This is a genomic window from Pseudomonas sp. GM48 (assembly GCF_000282335.1).
Taxonomy (GTDB): domain Bacteria; phylum Pseudomonadota; class Gammaproteobacteria; order Pseudomonadales; family Pseudomonadaceae; genus Aquipseudomonas.
Genome location: NZ_AKJM01000006.1, coordinates 1 through 14805 on the forward strand (window position 1 = coordinate 1; position 14805 = coordinate 14805).

The 14805-nt window shown below is 60.6% G+C and carries 16 protein-coding genes; all 16 read right to left on the reverse strand.

From position 1 onward, the window contains the following. Positions 1 to 21: 21 nt before the first annotated feature. The 16 genes from PMI28_RS27405 to PMI28_RS27330 all read right to left on the reverse strand — a co-directional run bounded on the left by PMI28_RS27405 (position 22) and on the right by PMI28_RS27330 (position 14804). The gene (locus tag PMI28_RS27405) at positions 22 to 477 is read right to left on the reverse strand and encodes a YMGG-like glycine zipper-containing protein (protein WP_007981505.1); all 456 of its coding nucleotides are present in this window, start codon (positions 475 to 477) and stop codon (positions 22 to 24) included. Between the two features lie 67 nt (positions 478 to 544). Beyond that, positions 545 to 898, reverse strand: coding sequence for a Rieske (2Fe-2S) protein (locus PMI28_RS27400; protein ID WP_007981507.1), 354 nt, complete (start codon positions 896 to 898; stop codon positions 545 to 547). Then, positions 895 to 1212: a YciI family protein gene (locus PMI28_RS27395; RefSeq protein WP_007981509.1), complete on the reverse strand. Its 318-nt coding sequence runs from the start codon at positions 1210 to 1212 to the stop codon at positions 895 to 897. Before PMI28_RS27395 ends, PMI28_RS27400 begins: the two co-directional genes overlap by 4 nt. 3 nt (positions 1213 to 1215) lie before the next feature. Continuing rightward, positions 1216 to 2088, reverse strand: a complete 873-nt coding sequence (locus PMI28_RS27390; RefSeq protein ID WP_007981511.1) for a dioxygenase family protein — start codon at positions 2086 to 2088, stop codon at positions 1216 to 1218. A gap of 37 nt (positions 2089 to 2125) precedes the next feature. After that, complete coding sequence (locus PMI28_RS27385; RefSeq protein WP_007981513.1) at positions 2126 to 3193, reverse strand: maleylacetate reductase; 1068 nt, start codon at positions 3191 to 3193, stop codon at positions 2126 to 2128. 8 nt (positions 3194 to 3201) lie between these two features. Beyond that, positions 3202 to 4665, reverse strand: a complete 1464-nt coding sequence (locus tag PMI28_RS27380; RefSeq protein ID WP_007981515.1) for an aldehyde dehydrogenase family protein — start codon at positions 4663 to 4665, stop codon at positions 3202 to 3204. Positions 4666 to 4758: 93 nt separating this feature from the next. Beyond that, positions 4759 to 5778 (reverse strand): hypothetical protein, encoded by a 1020-nt coding sequence (locus PMI28_RS27375; protein WP_007981517.1) that lies wholly within the window; start codon positions 5776 to 5778, stop codon positions 4759 to 4761. Between the two features lie 48 nt (positions 5779 to 5826). After that, positions 5827 to 6321, reverse strand: a complete 495-nt coding sequence (locus tag PMI28_RS27370; RefSeq protein ID WP_033063026.1) for a hypothetical protein — start codon at positions 6319 to 6321, stop codon at positions 5827 to 5829. Positions 6322 to 6561: 240 nt separating this feature from the next. Beyond that, positions 6562 to 7491: a LysR family transcriptional regulator gene (locus tag PMI28_RS27365; protein ID WP_007981520.1), complete on the reverse strand. Its 930-nt coding sequence runs from the start codon at positions 7489 to 7491 to the stop codon at positions 6562 to 6564. A gap of 178 nt (positions 7492 to 7669) precedes the next feature. Continuing rightward, positions 7670 to 8692, reverse strand: a complete 1023-nt coding sequence (locus tag PMI28_RS27360) for a branched-chain amino acid ABC transporter permease (RefSeq protein WP_007981522.1) — start codon at positions 8690 to 8692, stop codon at positions 7670 to 7672. Next, a complete protein-coding gene (locus PMI28_RS27355) occupies positions 8692 to 9555 on the reverse strand; it encodes a branched-chain amino acid ABC transporter permease (protein ID WP_007981523.1) in 864 nt (287 codons plus the stop codon). The genes PMI28_RS27360 and PMI28_RS27355 overlap by 1 nt, the downstream gene beginning before the upstream one ends. 2 nt (positions 9556 to 9557) lie before the next feature. Next, positions 9558 to 10250, reverse strand: coding sequence for an ABC transporter ATP-binding protein (locus PMI28_RS27350; RefSeq protein WP_007981525.1), 693 nt, complete (start codon positions 10248 to 10250; stop codon positions 9558 to 9560). 3 nt (positions 10251 to 10253) lie between these two features. Next, a complete protein-coding gene (locus PMI28_RS27345; RefSeq protein ID WP_007981528.1) occupies positions 10254 to 10979 on the reverse strand; it encodes an ABC transporter ATP-binding protein in 726 nt (241 codons plus the stop codon). A gap of 25 nt (positions 10980 to 11004) precedes the next feature. After that, positions 11005 to 12315 (reverse strand): ABC transporter substrate-binding protein, encoded by a 1311-nt coding sequence (locus PMI28_RS27340; protein WP_007981531.1) that lies wholly within the window; start codon positions 12313 to 12315, stop codon positions 11005 to 11007. An 87-nt stretch (positions 12316 to 12402) separates the two neighbouring features. Further along, positions 12403 to 13749 (reverse strand): outer membrane beta-barrel protein, encoded by a 1347-nt coding sequence (locus PMI28_RS27335; protein ID WP_007981533.1) that lies wholly within the window; start codon positions 13747 to 13749, stop codon positions 12403 to 12405. Between the two features lie 344 nt (positions 13750 to 14093). After that, positions 14094 to 14804, reverse strand: coding sequence for an NAD(P)H-dependent oxidoreductase (locus PMI28_RS27330; protein WP_007981535.1), 711 nt, complete (start codon positions 14802 to 14804; stop codon positions 14094 to 14096). Between the last annotated feature and the right edge of the window lies 1 nt (position 14805).

A 14805-nucleotide genomic window follows, 5' to 3' on the forward strand; every position in this document is an offset into this window, starting at 1 on the left:
GCGAGCAAGCTCGCTCCTACATCAAGGGTTGACCTGATACCCCTTGCCCTGCAAACAGCTGGTGTAAGCGGTCGTGGTGTTCGCCTGGGTGGTTTTCGATTGCTCCCGGCGTTCCTGGCGCTGACGTGAACCGCCGACCACGACGCCGGCCGCCGCCGTTTCCTTGGCGCGGTTCTGGCGATAGTCCTGTTTCCTGTCATCGTCGACTCGATCATAAGCCTCGTCATGTTGATTGCCGCGCACCTGGGCAGCCGTCGCGCCGGCGGCGGCCCCTACAGCGGCACCCTTGACCCGCCCACCCGAAGGCGTGGAAGCCGTCGAGGTGCTCTGGCTGGCGGCGATGCTGTTGCATTCGTTGATGTCGGCCTGGGTTTGTTGCGAACTTTGCCCTTTCATCGGCACCACTGTTTGCGCCCATCCAGGGGCGCTCAAAACCGACAATGCGAGGCACAGAGTGATGGGTGACAATTTTTTCATGATGACCTCCGGATGAACGTGGTTCACCCCCAACAGGAGTTTAGATCAGCCCCCGTCAGCCACCCGGTTACTGACCGGCGGTGGAGCCAATCTCCATGACCAGTCGGTCGTCGACCCTACGCACCGGCACGGCCTCCAGTTGCGCGCCTTTACACGGACCATCGATGCAGTGCCCGTCGTCGAAACGAAACATCGCGCTGTGATGGGCGCACATCAGGACCTTGCCGCGATAAGTGCAGAACTGCTGCGGATTGAAGTCCAGCGGCACCGAGAAATGCGGGCAGCGGTTGACGTACACCCACACCTGTTCGCCCTGACGCACCGCCACCAGCCCGGCGGGATGCAGTTGCTGGTGCTGCGGCAGTCCCAAGGCCCCGCCGTCGGCGATGTCGTCGAGTCGGCACAAGGGAATGGTGATCATGGAAAACCGCGCAGTTCCGGGTTGCCCAGGCTCCAGTGCCAGGGGCGGATCTGAAGGCTGGCGAACAGTCCGGCCCGGACATAGGGATCGTCCTGCATGAACGCTTCCACCTCCGGCAAGCTACCCGCCTCGATGACCAGCAACGTGCCATTCATCGCTGCACCGGCATCGTCAAGCATCGGACCACCGAGTCGCACCACCACTCGATGGTCTCCAGTCGCACGCAAATGCGCCTGATGGCTGGGCCGCAATTGCTGGCGCAGTGTCTGGCGATCCGCATGGTCAGTGGCAAATACCGCAAAGAACTGGCCCATGATTCACGCTGACTCCATGACAAATTCATAACACGCACGCTTGAACGGCACTTCCATACCCAGCCTGGCAGATACGTCATCGTGGGTGTTCAGGTCTTCATAAATCACCTGCAACGACTGTTTCACCCCAAACACGGCATCGGATTGCAGATACGGATCGTCGTGATTGAACAGGTGCGTGACCAATTTGCGATAGCCCGGCACATCAATCATGAAATGCAGGTGAGCTGGCCGCCACGCATGGCGGTTGGCGGCATCGAGCATACGCCCAACCGGGCCATCGGTCGGTATCGGATAAGCCACCGGGACAATGGTGCGAATCGCAAAGCAGCCATCCGCGTCGGTGCGATAACGCCCGCGCAAGTTGCCGAAAGGCTGTTCGGTGTCCTGTCCGGAATACATACCGTTTTCGGCGGTCTGCCACACGTCCAGCACCGCACCGGCCAAGGCATTGCCGTTTATGTCGACCACGCGCCCGCGCACCAGCGCCGTTTCGCCCGGAGTAAAGGCCATGTTTTCGCCGAACTCGCGATCCGGCATGCCATCGATGTAAAACGGCCCGAACACGGTGGTTTCGGTGGCCGTTGCGCTGTGGCGATGGTTGATCGCGTCGACCAGCATCGAAACACCAAGGGTGTCTGACAATAGAATGAATTCCTGACGCACCAGGCCATCGCACTTGTGCCCGGTGTCGGTCAGGAAACCAATGCCTTCGAACCACTCCTGTTCGGTCAATTCGACCTCACTGACAAACGCATGCAGGTGGCGCACCAGGCTTTGCATGATCTGTTTGTAACGCGCATTCGGCGCATCGTTGAAGCTGTTCACTGCCTGTTGGGAGATCAGTTTCTCTATGGCTTTGTCTTGATCGGTCATTGTTGTTATTCCGACGAGGATAAGAGTGGCTGGCAGATCAGGCTGGGGCCTGACCTGTCAGGGCACGGTTCAATAACGCCTCGATCGGGCCTTGTTCAAACGGTCGCGGGTTGTAGTAAGGGCTCGCGCAGGCGATCTGCGCGGCTTCGGCCGGGCCGTTGGCCGGAAAGCCGATGTCCGCCAGGGCCAGTGGAATACCCAGTTTCTGGTTCAGCGCGTACAACAAGGCACCGACCTCGCTTGCTTCGCTCCCACCCAATGCGCGGGCGGCCCGTTGCAATGGCCCCGCCGCCGCTTCGCGGTTGTAATGCGCGGCGTGGGGCAAGACGATGGCGTGCGCTTGTGCGTGAGGCAGATTGAACGTTCCGCCCAGCGTGTGACAGAGCTTGTGGTGCAAGGCCATGCCGACCGAACCCAGGCAAATGCCCGCCAGCCACGCACCATATAACGCCTGGCTGCGCGCCTCAGGGTCATCGGGATTACTGACAACGCCTGGCAACGCCTGCGCCAGCGAGCGAATCGACTCTTCGGCCATGAAACCGATGATCGGGTTGGCATCCTGGGCGTACAGCGCTTCGACCGCATGGGCCATGGCGTTCATGCCCGAACAGGCGGATATCTGCGTGGGCAGGGTCAGGGTCAATTGCGGGTCGTAGATGACGGTCCTGGGCAAGACCTTGGGATCTCGTCCGGTTTTTTTCAGGCGGTTTTCGGTCAAGCCGTAGATCGGCGTCATCTCGGAACCGGCATAGGTAGTCGGCACCGCCACGATGGGCAGACCGGAATCCATCGCGATCGCCTTGCCCAGGCCAATGGTCGAGCCACCGCCAATGGCCACGCAGCAATCGGCGTCCAGCCGCGCTGCCTCAAGGCGCGCCGCTTGCGCCACTTCCAGTGGAACGTGCATCACGGCTTTGGGATAGACACCCGCCGCGCGATCACCGAGTAACGCAGCGACCTGTTCGCCGAGCCCGCGCTGTTCCGGCGTAGTCAGGATCAGCGCGCGCCGCGCACCCAGTCGTTCAATTTCCTCGGCCAGTGCCGAAAGCTTGCCCCAGCCGAACACCACACGGGTCGGCAGGCTTTGGTAAACAAAAGGATTCATGACAGGCCTCAGCGTTTGTAGTACGCAGGGATGTTGGCGTCGACGTTGACCCAGACCGAACGGGCTTCGGTGTAATCGTGGATCGCTTCGAAACCCATTTCACGGCCATAGCCGGACTGACCGACACCGCCAAACGGACTGCCCGGGTTGACCCGTTTGTAGCAGTTGATCCAGCACATCCCGGCGTGAATCGCGTCGGCTATTTTGTGTGCGCGGCTCAGGTTCTGCGTCCACAGGCCGCTGCCCAGTCCGTACTCGCTGCCGTTGGCGATGGCCAGGGCTTCTTCGTCAGTGCTGAAGCGCACCACGGTCACAAACGGGCCGAAGACTTCCTCCTGGCAAACACGGTCACCGGGCTTGGCCTCGACCACTGTCGGCTCAACATAAAACCCATTGGCCAATGCTTTATCGTCCGGTGCCTTGCCGCCGGCGAGGACCTTGCCGCCCTGCTCTATCGCGATGTCGATGTACGCCAATACCCGGTCGCGGTGCAGCGCCGAGGTCAGCGGACCCATTTCGGTTTCCGGGTCCAAGGGATCGCCCAGGCGGATGGACTTGGCCAGGGCGATGAAACGCTCCAGGAACTGGTCCGCGATGTCTTTGTGCAGAATCAGCCGCGAGCCGGCGATGCAGGCCTGCCCCTGGTTGTGAAAGATCGCCCAGGCCGCGCCGTTGACCGCCGCGTCCAGGTTGGCGTCCTCGAACACGATATTCGCGCCCTTGCCGCCCAGTTCCAGCTGGATACGCTTGAGGTTGCTCCTGGAAGCTTCGACGATCCGGCGCCCGGTGGCGGTCGAACCGGTAAAGGCAATCTTGCCCACGTCGAGGTGTTCCGCCAGCGCTTGCCCGGCAGTATGGCCGTAGCCTGGCACCACGTTGACCACGCCTTTGGGGAAGCCGACTTCAGTCATCAGTTCGACAATGCGCAAGGTCGACAACGGGGTGATTTCCGAAGGCTTGATCACGATGGTGTTGCCCGCCGCCAGCGCCGGGCCCATTTTCCAGCTGGTGAACATCAGCGGGAAGTTCCACGGCACGATCTGCCCCACCACGCCAATCGGCTTGCGCTGCACGTAGTTGAGGAACCCGGCTTCGACCGGAATCACCGAACCTTCGATTTTGTCGGCCATGCCGCCGAAATAACGGAAGCACGCCGCCGTGCGCGGCACGTCGAGGCCACGGGAGTCACGGATCGGGTGCCCGGTATTGAGGGATTCGAGCTGCGCCAGTTCTTCACCGCACTCTTCGATCTTGTCCGCCAGTTTGAGCAACAGGCGTCCGCGTTCGGCGGCGCCCAAGGCAGACCAGGCAGGGAACGCACGTTTGGCGGCGGCGACAGCGAGGTCGATGTCAGCGGCTTCGGCGGCAGCGATGCGGGTGATTAAAGAACCGTCGTGGGGCGATACCACGTCGATGGTGCCGCCAGCGACGGCATCCACGAAACGGCCATCGATATAGAGCTGATTTTGCATAATGGTTTCCTCGCACCGCGCGGCTGGCGCAGTGTTTGACGAATTGATTCTTGAGCGCTTTGCCCGGCGCGAGGCCGGGCCGGACACCAGGTCCTAGAACTCGATCGGATACGGCTTGAGTTCGCCGCTTTCGTAGCGTTGCGGCAGGTTTGGCGTGGCGTTTTCCCAGACCATCAGCATCGAGCGTTTGGTCGAGTAGCCCTGGTGACGGATGTCCGCGGGCATAGCGCAGATGTCGCCGGCTCGCATGGTGATGCGCGCACGGGGATTGCCGTCGTCCTTGTCGCCAACGTCCCAGATAATTTCGTCGGACATTTGCAAGAACCACTCGATACGGTCGTTGCCGTGGAACACCGGCAGGATGAACTCCTCAGTGGTCGGGCAGAACAGGCTGGCCTTGCACACCGAGGTCACCGACGGGTTCCAGGTCACGTCGGAACGGGACAAGTACTTGAACAGGTTGAAGGCATGCAGTTCGCCTTCGAAGCCTTCGGCGGCATGGACCTCCGGTTCGTCCTGCGGCACATCGATGAACTGGCGATTGACCGGCAGGTCGTCACGCAGCGGCGAGTCATCCTTCAGACCCGGCATGCGTTTGGTGGCGATGCGGGAGCGCTCGATGGCTTCGATGTTGTTGCCGTTCTTGCGGCCGAATGCGCTGCCGGTCTCTTCAGGTGCGGCAAAGGGGTCGAAGGTGGCGTTGGTCCAGTCGCGCAGGATGGCCTTGAAGGTGGCCATGATCAGCGGCGTTTCAAAGTTTTCGGTGTAATTGACCCCGGCCGCCTTGAGCGTGCCATTGAAGGTGCCGGCGTACAGGTCAACCTTGCCGTAGTAGTTGCGGGTACCAATGACGTGGTCAAAGTTGACCCAGCCATAGAAAAAGCCCCAGGCCACGTCGCGCATCATGGCGCGCAGGAAAGCATCGACCGGAATCAGGTGCGAGCGGGTCTGGCCCTTGGCCGGCCAGGTGATGCGGGCGAAATACTCGTCGCGCGACAGTTCGAAGGCGCCGAGTTTGTATGAGCGGTAGCCGGTGACGGCATGGGGCGCGCTGGCCTGGACTTCATCGTCGGCAAGGTGGGCGGTGTCGGCTGCGGTTTCAAGCATGGCCATGGCGGAATTCCTCTTGTTGTTGTGGGGTGGGCGGTCGGGCGTGCCAGATCACTTGAAGCAGATGTCTGCCCACTTCTCGACCGACAACGGGCCTTTGATGGTCTGCTGCAGGATCACACCCGGGCGACTGGCTTCGAAGCGATAGGCGGTGCCGACCGGCAACAGGCATTGATGGCCGCGCTTGAGCAGCACGTAGCCCATCGGTTTTCCCGCAGGTATCTCACCGGCCAGGTGCGTGCCCTCGCCGGCTTTCAACGGCGCATCGAGCTTGAGGAAGTCCACGCGAACTTCACCGTCCATGACAATGGCGAACTCGTCGTGCGCTGCGGTGTACCAGGGCGACTGGCCTTCGGCACGGATGGACTCAACGACGTAGCCGAGGTTGAAACCGACCACGACTTTCTCATAAGGGAGGGATTTATCCGCCACTTCGAAAATGTTGGAAAAGGCGTAGTGACTGGCCTGGCCGCTGATGATTTCAACTGTCCCTTTGGTGTAGTTGTCCAGCGAGCCGAAGACCGTTTCGATTGCAGCGCTACTCATGGTTTTCACCGTTTTGTTGTTGTAGTAACAGTGAGCCAACAGTACGTCGCACCACCTCGGCGGACAATTAGAGGACCGGCGACAACAGTGTTTGCGAAACGCAAACACTGGCGTCATTGCTCAATCGCAATCCTTGTGGGAGCGGGCTTGCTCGCGAAGGCGGAGTGTCAGTCAACATAAATGTCGTCTGATACACCGCCTTCGCGAGCAAGCCCGCTCCCACAGGGTTCGTGTATTGACTCAGCGGACCCAGCCACGCTCCAGCAAGGGCTTGTCCCAGCATGGCTCATCGCCGAAGTTGTCCACCAGAAAGTCGATCAACGTACGCACTTTCAAGGCCCGGCGCTGGGTGGCGGGATACACCGCCGAGAAGTTGAACGAGGACAGCGCATACTCCGGCAGCACCGGAATCAAGCGGCCACTGAGCAAGTCATCGCTGGCTACCAGGGTCGGCAGGCAGACAATGCACACACCGGTCTGCGCGTAATCGCGCAGCAAATGCACCGAATTCGAGCGCACCTGGCCTGGCAGGCTGAGTTCCACTTGCTCGTCTTCACGGGTGAAGATCCATCGGTTGCGCGACGGATAGCCTTCGTACAAGGCAATCTTGTGTTGCAGCAACTCCTGGGGATGAGTTGGCACGCCGAATTCGCCGGCGTAATCGGGCGACATGCAGAACAGTCGGCGCACGCTGAACAGCTTGCGCTCGATCAGGGTTTCGGCCATGGGCGGGAACATCTGGAACGCCACGTCGAAACCTTCTTCGATGGGGTCGACGACCCGGTCATTGACGATCACGTCCACTTCGATGTCCGGGTACAACCGCGTGAACTCGGCCAGCATGCGGCCGAAGTGACCGATGGCAAACCCCGGCAGCATCTGCACGCGCAATTTGCCGGTGGGTTTGGCCCGCTGTTCGCGCATGTGTTCGGTCAAGGAATTGAAACTCGCGACCATGTCGGCGCACTCCTTGTAGTAGGTCTCGCCCACTTCGGAGAGCCGCACATGGCGCGTGCTGCGATGGAACAGCGGCGCATTGATGAACTGTTCCAGCAGCTGGATACGGTGGGTGATCACCGAGCGGGTCACGCCCAGTTGCTGGGCCGCCCTGGCGAAGTTGCCGGTTTCGGCAACCCGCACAAAGGCTTCGACACTGAGTAAACGATCCATGGGGGCAGGTTCTCTGGATGTTTTTGTTCTTGTATGAACAGCGAGGTTAGCCGGTCGCTCCACATCCAGGGCGAAAACCTGCCTGTAGGAGCGAGCTTGCTCGCGAAAAACCAGAGGGCACCGCGGTGAGCCAGGTATCCCGCGTCATCGTTGACCTCCATCGCGAGCGAGCTCGCTACTACACGGATAACCGTCGCTGCATCGGGAACACCTGCCAGCCCAGGCGTTCGCTGATCAGTCCCCACACCCCTTGCGGAGCCTTGAGCATCATCACCACCGCAACCACGCCGAGGATAATCATGTACACCGCACCGTACTGCGCCAGGCAACCGCGCAGCACAAAGTAAATCAGCGTGCCGATCAACGGCCCCTCCAGGGTGCCGATGCCACCGATGATCACGATAAAGATAACCACGGCCGTCCAGTCCTGCAGGTTGAACGCAGCGTCCGGGGAAATGCGCAGTTTTTGCAGGAAGATCAGCGCCCCGACCACCCCCGTGCAACCGGCGGCCAGCACATAAACCATCAGCTTGGTACGGAACGTATCCACCCCGAGGCTGCCGGACGCTGGTTCAGAATCACGAATCGATGCCAGTGCCAGGCCCTGACGCGAGCGCAGCAGAAAAAACACAACTGCCACGGCGGCAATGGCGATGGCCAGCGCAGTGAAATAGATCAGCGTTTCGCGTCCGTCCCGGTCATTACCGATCTGCCGCACAATCGCCGCCGGCAGGCTTTGCCCTGAACCGCCACCCAGACTGCTCATCTGCGCCAGGCCCAAACGGAAGACCTCAGCCACCACCCAGGTACCGATGGCGAAGTAAGCGCCACGCAGACGAAACACGATCAGCGCCGTGGGAATCGCCAGCAGCGCCACCAACACGCCTGAAAGCAATACCGCCACCAAAGGCGGCACACCGAATTGGCTCGCCAGCATAAACAGCAGATAGCCGCCCAGACCGACGAAGGCCTGTTGCCCTACCGAGACCATGCCGGCGTAGCCCGCCAGCAAGTTCCACATTTGCGCCAACGCCAGGTAATAGGCGAACTCCACCACCAGACGCAGGCTCGCCCGATCGGCCCACAAGGGTGCACTGAGCAAGATCAATACGCACAGGCCCAGCAACGACAGGCCGACGGTGCTGCTGGTGGTCGTGCGTTGTACGCGAAACCCAAGCGCGGGGTTATTCAAGGCATTCATCAGTCGACACTCCGGGGAAACAGGCCACGCGGACGCAGGACCAGGATCAGCAAGAACACAAGGTGACCGGCGAGGATTTGCCAGCCGGGATCGACTTTTGCCCCCAGGGTTTGCGCAACGCCGAGAATCACCCCTCCGGCCAGCGTGCCCCACAGGCTGCCCAGGCCACCGATGATCACCGCTTCGAAGCCGTACAACAGCCGCGCCGGCCCGACCGTAGGATCAAAACTGGTGCGGATCGCCAGGAACACCCCGGCAATCGACACCACGGCCATCCCCAGCGCCATGGCCAGGCCGAAAATGTGCGCGTTGTTGACGCCCATCAGCCGTGCGGTGTGCTGGTCATCAGAGGTGGCGCGAAACGCCCGGCCCAACGATGTTTTGTAGAACAGCAATTGCAGGCCGCCGATGATCAGCAGCGCACTGCAGAACACGATGAGCGGCATCACGCCTACGCTCAGGCTGCCAATGCCGACGCTGGCCACCTCCAGGTCGCCTTGAGCGAGTTTTTGGCTGTCGGCACTGAAGAACTCCAACAGCACGTTCTGCACAATAATCGACAGGCCGAAGGTCACCAGCAACGGCGGCAGGATGTCCATGCCCAGCGTGCGGTTGAGCAACAGCCGTTGCAGCAGATAGCCGAAACAGAACATCAGCGGCACCACGATCAGCAAGCTCGCCAACGGGCTGAACCCCAGGTGATTGACCACCAGCAGCGCCAGGTACGACGCCAGCACGATGAAGTCGCCATGGGCGATGTTGACCAGGCGCATGATGCCGAACATCAGCGACAGCCCCACCGCGAACATCGCGTACAGGCCACCGAGCAACATGCCTTGAAGCAAAGTATTGAGCCATTCCATCACTAGATCCCGAAATACGCGGCTTTGATTTGTGCTTTATCCGCATCCCCAGGCCGACCGGTCAGGGACACGCGCCCTTCCTGGAAGCAATAGAAGCGGTCGCACACACTCAGTGCCTGATTGATGTCCTGCTCGACGAGAATCACCGTGGTGCCGTCGGCTTTGATCGAGGGCAATGCGGCGTAGATGTCCTTGATCGTCGTCGGTGCCAGGCCCAGGCTGATTTCGTCGCACAACAGCAAGTGCGGGTTGGCCATCAGGCCCCGGCCAATCGCAACCATTTGCTGCTGGCCGCCAGACAGTGCGGTGCCCGGACGCTTGCGCAGTTTCTCCAGCACCGGGAACAGCTGATAGATCCGCTTCAGTGTCCACGGTCCCGGGCGTTTGCTATAGGCGCCGATCAACAGGTTTTCTTCGACCGTCAGCGACGGAAACAGCTTGCGGCCCTCCGGCACCAACGCGATGCCGCGCTCCAGCACCAGATTGGCTGGCATGTCGCCAATGGTCTGCCCCTTGAAAGTAATGGCGCCCGGCTGGTTCTTGATCAACCCGGCCAAGGAGCGCAGGAACGTCGATTTGCCCGCGCCGTTGGAGCCGATGATCGCCACGGTTTCACCGGCCTCAAGGGTCAGGCTGATGTCAAACAGCGCTTGAAAGTCGCCGTAACCGGCGCAGAGTTTTTCGATGGTCAGCATGCGTCAGCTCCCGATGCCCATGTAAATGTCCTGGACCCGAGGATCGGCCATCACGCTGCGCGGTTCGCCTTCGGCCAGCTTGGCACCGAAGTTGATCACCGTCAGGCGACTGACCACCGCCAGCAAGGCATGCACGATGTGCTCGATCCAGATGATGGCAACGCCGGACTTGTGGATGCCTTGAATGGTTTCCACCAGTGCCAGGCATTCCGGTTCGGTCAGGCCTCCGGCAATTTCGTCGAGCAACAACAGGCGCGGTTGGGTCGACAAGGCTCGGGCCATTTCCAGGCGTTTGCGGTCGAGCAAGGTCAGTGAGCCGGCCAGCACATTGGCCTTGCGCATCAGGCCGGTGAGCTCCAGTGTTTGCGCACACCACTGGCTGGCTTCGTTGTCACGTAGCCGCGCACCGAAGGTCGCGCCCACCAGCAGGTTCTCGAACACGGTCATCTTCACGAACGGATGCGGAATCTGGTGGGAACGGCCGATGCCTTGCTGACAGCGCTTGAACACGGGTTCTCGGGTGACATTGCGGCCTTCGAAATGAATCGTGCCTTTGTCCGCCGCCACGCCGCCGGCGATCAGGTTGAACAGCGTGCTTTTACCCGCGCCGTTGGGCCCGATGATGCCCAGGGCTTCACCCGGTTGCAGGCTCAGGCTCATGGCATCCGTGACCTTCACCTCGCCGTAGCTTTTGTGCACATCGGTCATTTGTAGAAGTGGCTGTTGCATGGTGCACCGGTGTCCTTTTGCGCGATCAATACGTAATGGCCTGCATTTCGCCGCCCAGCGGAATCGCCGGCGCGGTGGCATTGCTGGTCACGATCAGGTCGTATTTATTGTCCTTGCCCAGTCGCCACTGGCCACTGACCAGAGGCGTCTTGGCGACGTTCTTCACCGGTCCGCCATTCCAGTTGATCGGGCCGACCACGGTGTTGAGGTTGGTCTTGAGCAAGGCATCGCGGACTGCTTGGGCGTTGCCGATTTCTTCGGTGCGCTTGAGGATGTCCACCGCCAGTTCGAACAAGGCATGCACGAACCCCAACGGTTGCGTCCACTGCTTGCCGGTGGCCTGGGTGAAACCCTGGGCCAATTGGCCGGCACTGGCGCCGGTCAACGACGAGCTGAACGGGTGCGTCGGGCTCCACCAGATTTCGGTCGACAGGTTGTTGCCGGCCTTGCCCAATGCCTCGACTGCCGTCGGAAACAACAATGCCTTGCCCACCGACACGGCTTTCGGATTGAAGCCTTGCTGCCGGGCCTGGGTCCAGAACGTGCTCAGGTCCGGCGGAATGACCACGCCGGTGACGATCTCGACGTCGGCCTTTTTGAACGCGGCAATCTGCGCAGAGAAATCGTCGGTCAGACTCTGGAAGCGGCCAGGGTCGACCAATTGAAAACCCTTTTGCGCCAGTACCGGCGGAAAACCGAGCTTCTGGTCGCCCCAGGCATTGCCGTCGCCGTCGTTGGGGAACAGACCGCCGACGACTTTGTTGGACGGCATCGCCCCCCACATGGCGCTGTAAGTACCAATCACATCTTCCAGGCCCCAGAAAAAGTGGTACGTCCACTCAAAGCCCTGGTCCGGTTTTCCGCCACGGGTAAAGAACCACGGCTGCCACGGAGCCACCGTGGAGATACACGGAATCTCGTTGATTTCGCATTGGTCGGACACCGGGTTGGTGGTTTCCGGGGTCGACGACACCAGCATCAGATCGACCTGGTCCGAGAGAATCAGCTCGCTTGCCACTTCCGCCGCGCGGTTGGGGTTGGACTGGCTGTCCTTGACGATCACTTCCAGGCGGTAAGCCTTGCCGGCCACGGTGATCGAGCTCTTCAGCACTTGCTTGAGCGACTCGATGATGTAGTTATCGGCAGCCGCGAAAGGTGCCAACGGCCCGGTCTGTGGGCTGACATAGCCAAGCTTGATCACCCGCTCACCGCCGATGGCAAAGTTGAAGGGCATGCTTGCCAGTGCCACGCCACCGGCGGCAATACCGGTGCTGCGCAGGAAGTCACGGCGGGAGAAGTCGCGGCCTAACAGGTTTTTATCGTTGTTGTCTGTCATGTAAGTACTCCAAAAGCCTGGACGAACGGGGTCGCCGCGTGTGGCCGGGCCATCACGCAGGGTCAGGGGTAAACCGTAGAAATCCGTTTAGAAGAAGAAACTGACGTCGAACGACGCGACCACTTGCGAATCCTTTTCGCCGTCGGCATAGGCATCGCGGCCGGGGCCTGAATGGATGTCGTAGCGCAGTTCCGGGCGCAGGCGCACGTTGGGTGTCGGCGTCCAGGCCAGGTTGGTGGTGACCCCGTAGAAGCTGCCCCAGGTCGGGTCCGGGATGCCAGTGTTCGGGTCGATGTTGGCCATCATCACGTGGACCGGGGCGTCGGTGTAGAACCACTCGGCGCGGCTGTTCCACATCAGGTTTTCGCTAAGCTTGTGGTACCAGTTAATGTCGGTGCCATACCAGGTGGCGTCTTTTTTGTTGGCAAACCCGGCGAAAGCACCCTGCTCCTGCTTGCCGTAGTTCAACTCCAGCGCCACGCGGTTGTTTGGATCGATGACTTGCGAAAGGGTCAGATAAGACGCCAGGCGCTTGAAGTCGTCATCCTTGGTGCCCGCCGGCAGCGGCGAGCCACAACTGCATTCGGCGAAACTGTCGCCAGCGCCATTACCGTAGATGTTCTCCCAGTCGATCCAGGTGCCGAAGTCCGCCGAACGCCAACGTACGTTGGCGATCACGTCCGGCGAGTGATTGGGATCTTGCAGGTTGTTCCAGCCCTGGACCACGCCCAGTTCGAAGCCGAGCATGCTTTCGCCCGGTTTCGAAGGCAGTTTGAACGAGTACAGCGCACCGGCATGTTTGGCCGGGCCGTGCATGAATGAATAGGTGTGCGAGTAGAAGTCCGTCGGTGCCGGGGATGGCAAGGCGAAGCCGATTTCGTTTTCCAGCGGCGTGTGGAAAATCCCGATCATCAGATCCGAACCGCCGAGCACCGGGAAGTAAAAATCAGCGTACGCCTGGGCAATGGTCAACGCCGGATCTTCGGCCTTGTTGTTGCGGTTGACGCTCAGGTCTTCATCCCAGCCGTAGGTCTTGAAGAAGCGCGCGTCCTTGCCGTACAGCGCCGTTACGTTGAAGCCCCAGTCAGCTTCTTGCGGCATCGGCCCGGGAAACGGTCCGACACGACCGACCACATTGCTCTTGGGTTTTTTCTCCACGGCCAGGGCGAACTGGTTGAGGTTCACACCTTCGTCGGTATTGAAGAAGCTTTGCTTGCTGACGTCATCCGTGCCGTTGTTGTTATAGATCACACCGGCCTGAGCCCAGCCGTAGATCTTGATCCCATGTTCACGCTCAAGGCTGTCGCCGAAGACATTGCGCACCAGCGAACCCATGGGATCGTCTGCTGCCAGAGCCATAGAGGGAAACAAAACATCGGCACCCAGAACGGGCGCGAACAGGGTTGCTGCGCAAACCCATGCACGAATACTCATACCTGCCTTCCTTATTTTTATTAGGCGCCAATCCCCCGAAGGGGCATGAGGCCGAAAACAAGGTATGACGTCTTGATGAGCCCTGGCCCGGGCTCCACTCGATCGTAGGCAGATCGTGGTGTTCGGCGTAATGGAGGCTACAAGTCCACCACTGCACCAACAATTCCATTCTCGGCGACATCAGTGTTTGCGTATTCAGAACAATGGCGCGGGGATTCGAACGCACTGAAGATCAAACTGTGGGAGCGGGCTTGCTCGCGAAGGCGGTGTGTCAGTCGCCAGTTGGGTCAACTGACAGACCCTCTTCGCGAGCAAGCCCGCTCCCACAGGGTTAGTGGTGGTGATCAGGCCTTGGTGGTCAGCGGATAGAGCTTGTCATCGAACTGCGCCAACTTCGGAAACACCAGAGGCTGATCATCACTCAGGTGTTGCAGGCGCTGGTCGTAGTCAACCAGGAACTGCTGGCGCGCCTCGTCACTGATGTACGGCACATGCCAGGCCACGAACGGTTCCAGTACATCAAAACCAACATAAGCCAGGGTTCCGCGCAGGATCGGGCGCAGCATGTCTTCAAGCGGGCCATGGATCGCACCGTCGCCGAACATGTGTTCACGACCGCCCAGGGTCACCGTCACCAGCGCCTTCTTGCCGGCCAGACCGCCCTGATCGTAGAAGCGTTTGCCGCCGTAGCAGATGCCCGAGACCAGCACCCGATCAATCCAGCCCTTGAGCATGGCCGGGGTGGAGAACCAGAAGATCGGGAAGTTGAGGATCAGCAAGTCGGCCCACAACAGCTTGTCCAGTTCGGCCTGGATGTCCGCCGCCAGCGACTGGCTTTTCACGCCCAGGCGTTGTTCCAGGGCATAGACCAGGTACTCGGGGTTTTCCCGATTTGAGAAGTCGGCGTCGCTGGCCACCGGGTTCCAGTTCATTTTGTACAGGTCGCTGACCTGTACTTCGTGGCCCTGGGCTTCAAGAGTGGCGACAGCCTGGTCGCGCAGGGCGGCGGTGAAGGATTGCGGCTCCGGGTGAGCGTGGACGATCAGTACTTTCATG

What these genes read in the sequence shown, in the direction of transcription:
- PMI28_RS27405 (WP_007981505.1), bottom strand. Translation starts at nt 477, where the DNA reads ATGAAAAAATTGTCACCCATCACTCTGTGCCTCGCATTGTCGGTTTTG.
- PMI28_RS27400 (WP_007981507.1), bottom strand. Translation starts at nt 898, where the DNA reads ATGATCACCATTCCCTTGTGCCGACTCGACGACATCGCCGACGGCGGG.
- PMI28_RS27395 (WP_007981509.1), bottom strand. Translation starts at nt 1,212, where the DNA reads ATGGGCCAGTTCTTTGCGGTATTTGCCACTGACCATGCGGATCGCCAG.
- PMI28_RS27390 (WP_007981511.1), bottom strand. Translation starts at nt 2,088, where the DNA reads ATGACCGATCAAGACAAAGCCATAGAGAAACTGATCTCCCAACAGGCA.
- PMI28_RS27385 (WP_007981513.1), bottom strand. Translation starts at nt 3,193, where the DNA reads ATGAATCCTTTTGTTTACCAAAGCCTGCCGACCCGTGTGGTGTTCGGC.
- PMI28_RS27380 (WP_007981515.1), bottom strand. Translation starts at nt 4,665, where the DNA reads ATGCAAAATCAGCTCTATATCGATGGCCGTTTCGTGGATGCCGTCGCT.
- PMI28_RS27375 (WP_007981517.1), bottom strand. Translation starts at nt 5,778, where the DNA reads ATGGCCATGCTTGAAACCGCAGCCGACACCGCCCACCTTGCCGACGAT.
- PMI28_RS27370 (WP_033063026.1), bottom strand. Translation starts at nt 6,321, where the DNA reads ATGAGTAGCGCTGCAATCGAAACGGTCTTCGGCTCGCTGGACAACTAC.
- PMI28_RS27365 (WP_007981520.1), bottom strand. Translation starts at nt 7,491, where the DNA reads ATGGATCGTTTACTCAGTGTCGAAGCCTTTGTGCGGGTTGCCGAAACC.
- PMI28_RS27360 (WP_007981522.1), bottom strand. Translation starts at nt 8,692, where the DNA reads ATGAATGCCTTGAATAACCCCGCGCTTGGGTTTCGCGTACAACGCACG.
- PMI28_RS27355 (WP_007981523.1), bottom strand. Translation starts at nt 9,555, where the DNA reads ATGGAATGGCTCAATACTTTGCTTCAAGGCATGTTGCTCGGTGGCCTG.
- PMI28_RS27350 (WP_007981525.1), bottom strand. Translation starts at nt 10,250, where the DNA reads ATGCTGACCATCGAAAAACTCTGCGCCGGTTACGGCGACTTTCAAGCG.
- PMI28_RS27345 (WP_007981528.1), bottom strand. Translation starts at nt 10,979, where the DNA reads ATGCAACAGCCACTTCTACAAATGACCGATGTGCACAAAAGCTACGGC.
- PMI28_RS27340 (WP_007981531.1), bottom strand. Translation starts at nt 12,315, where the DNA reads ATGACAGACAACAACGATAAAAACCTGTTAGGCCGCGACTTCTCCCGC.
- PMI28_RS27335 (WP_007981533.1), bottom strand. Translation starts at nt 13,749, where the DNA reads ATGAGTATTCGTGCATGGGTTTGCGCAGCAACCCTGTTCGCGCCCGTT.
- PMI28_RS27330 (WP_007981535.1), bottom strand. Translation starts at nt 14,804, where the DNA reads ATGAAAGTACTGATCGTCCACGCTCACCCGGAGCCGCAATCCTTCACC.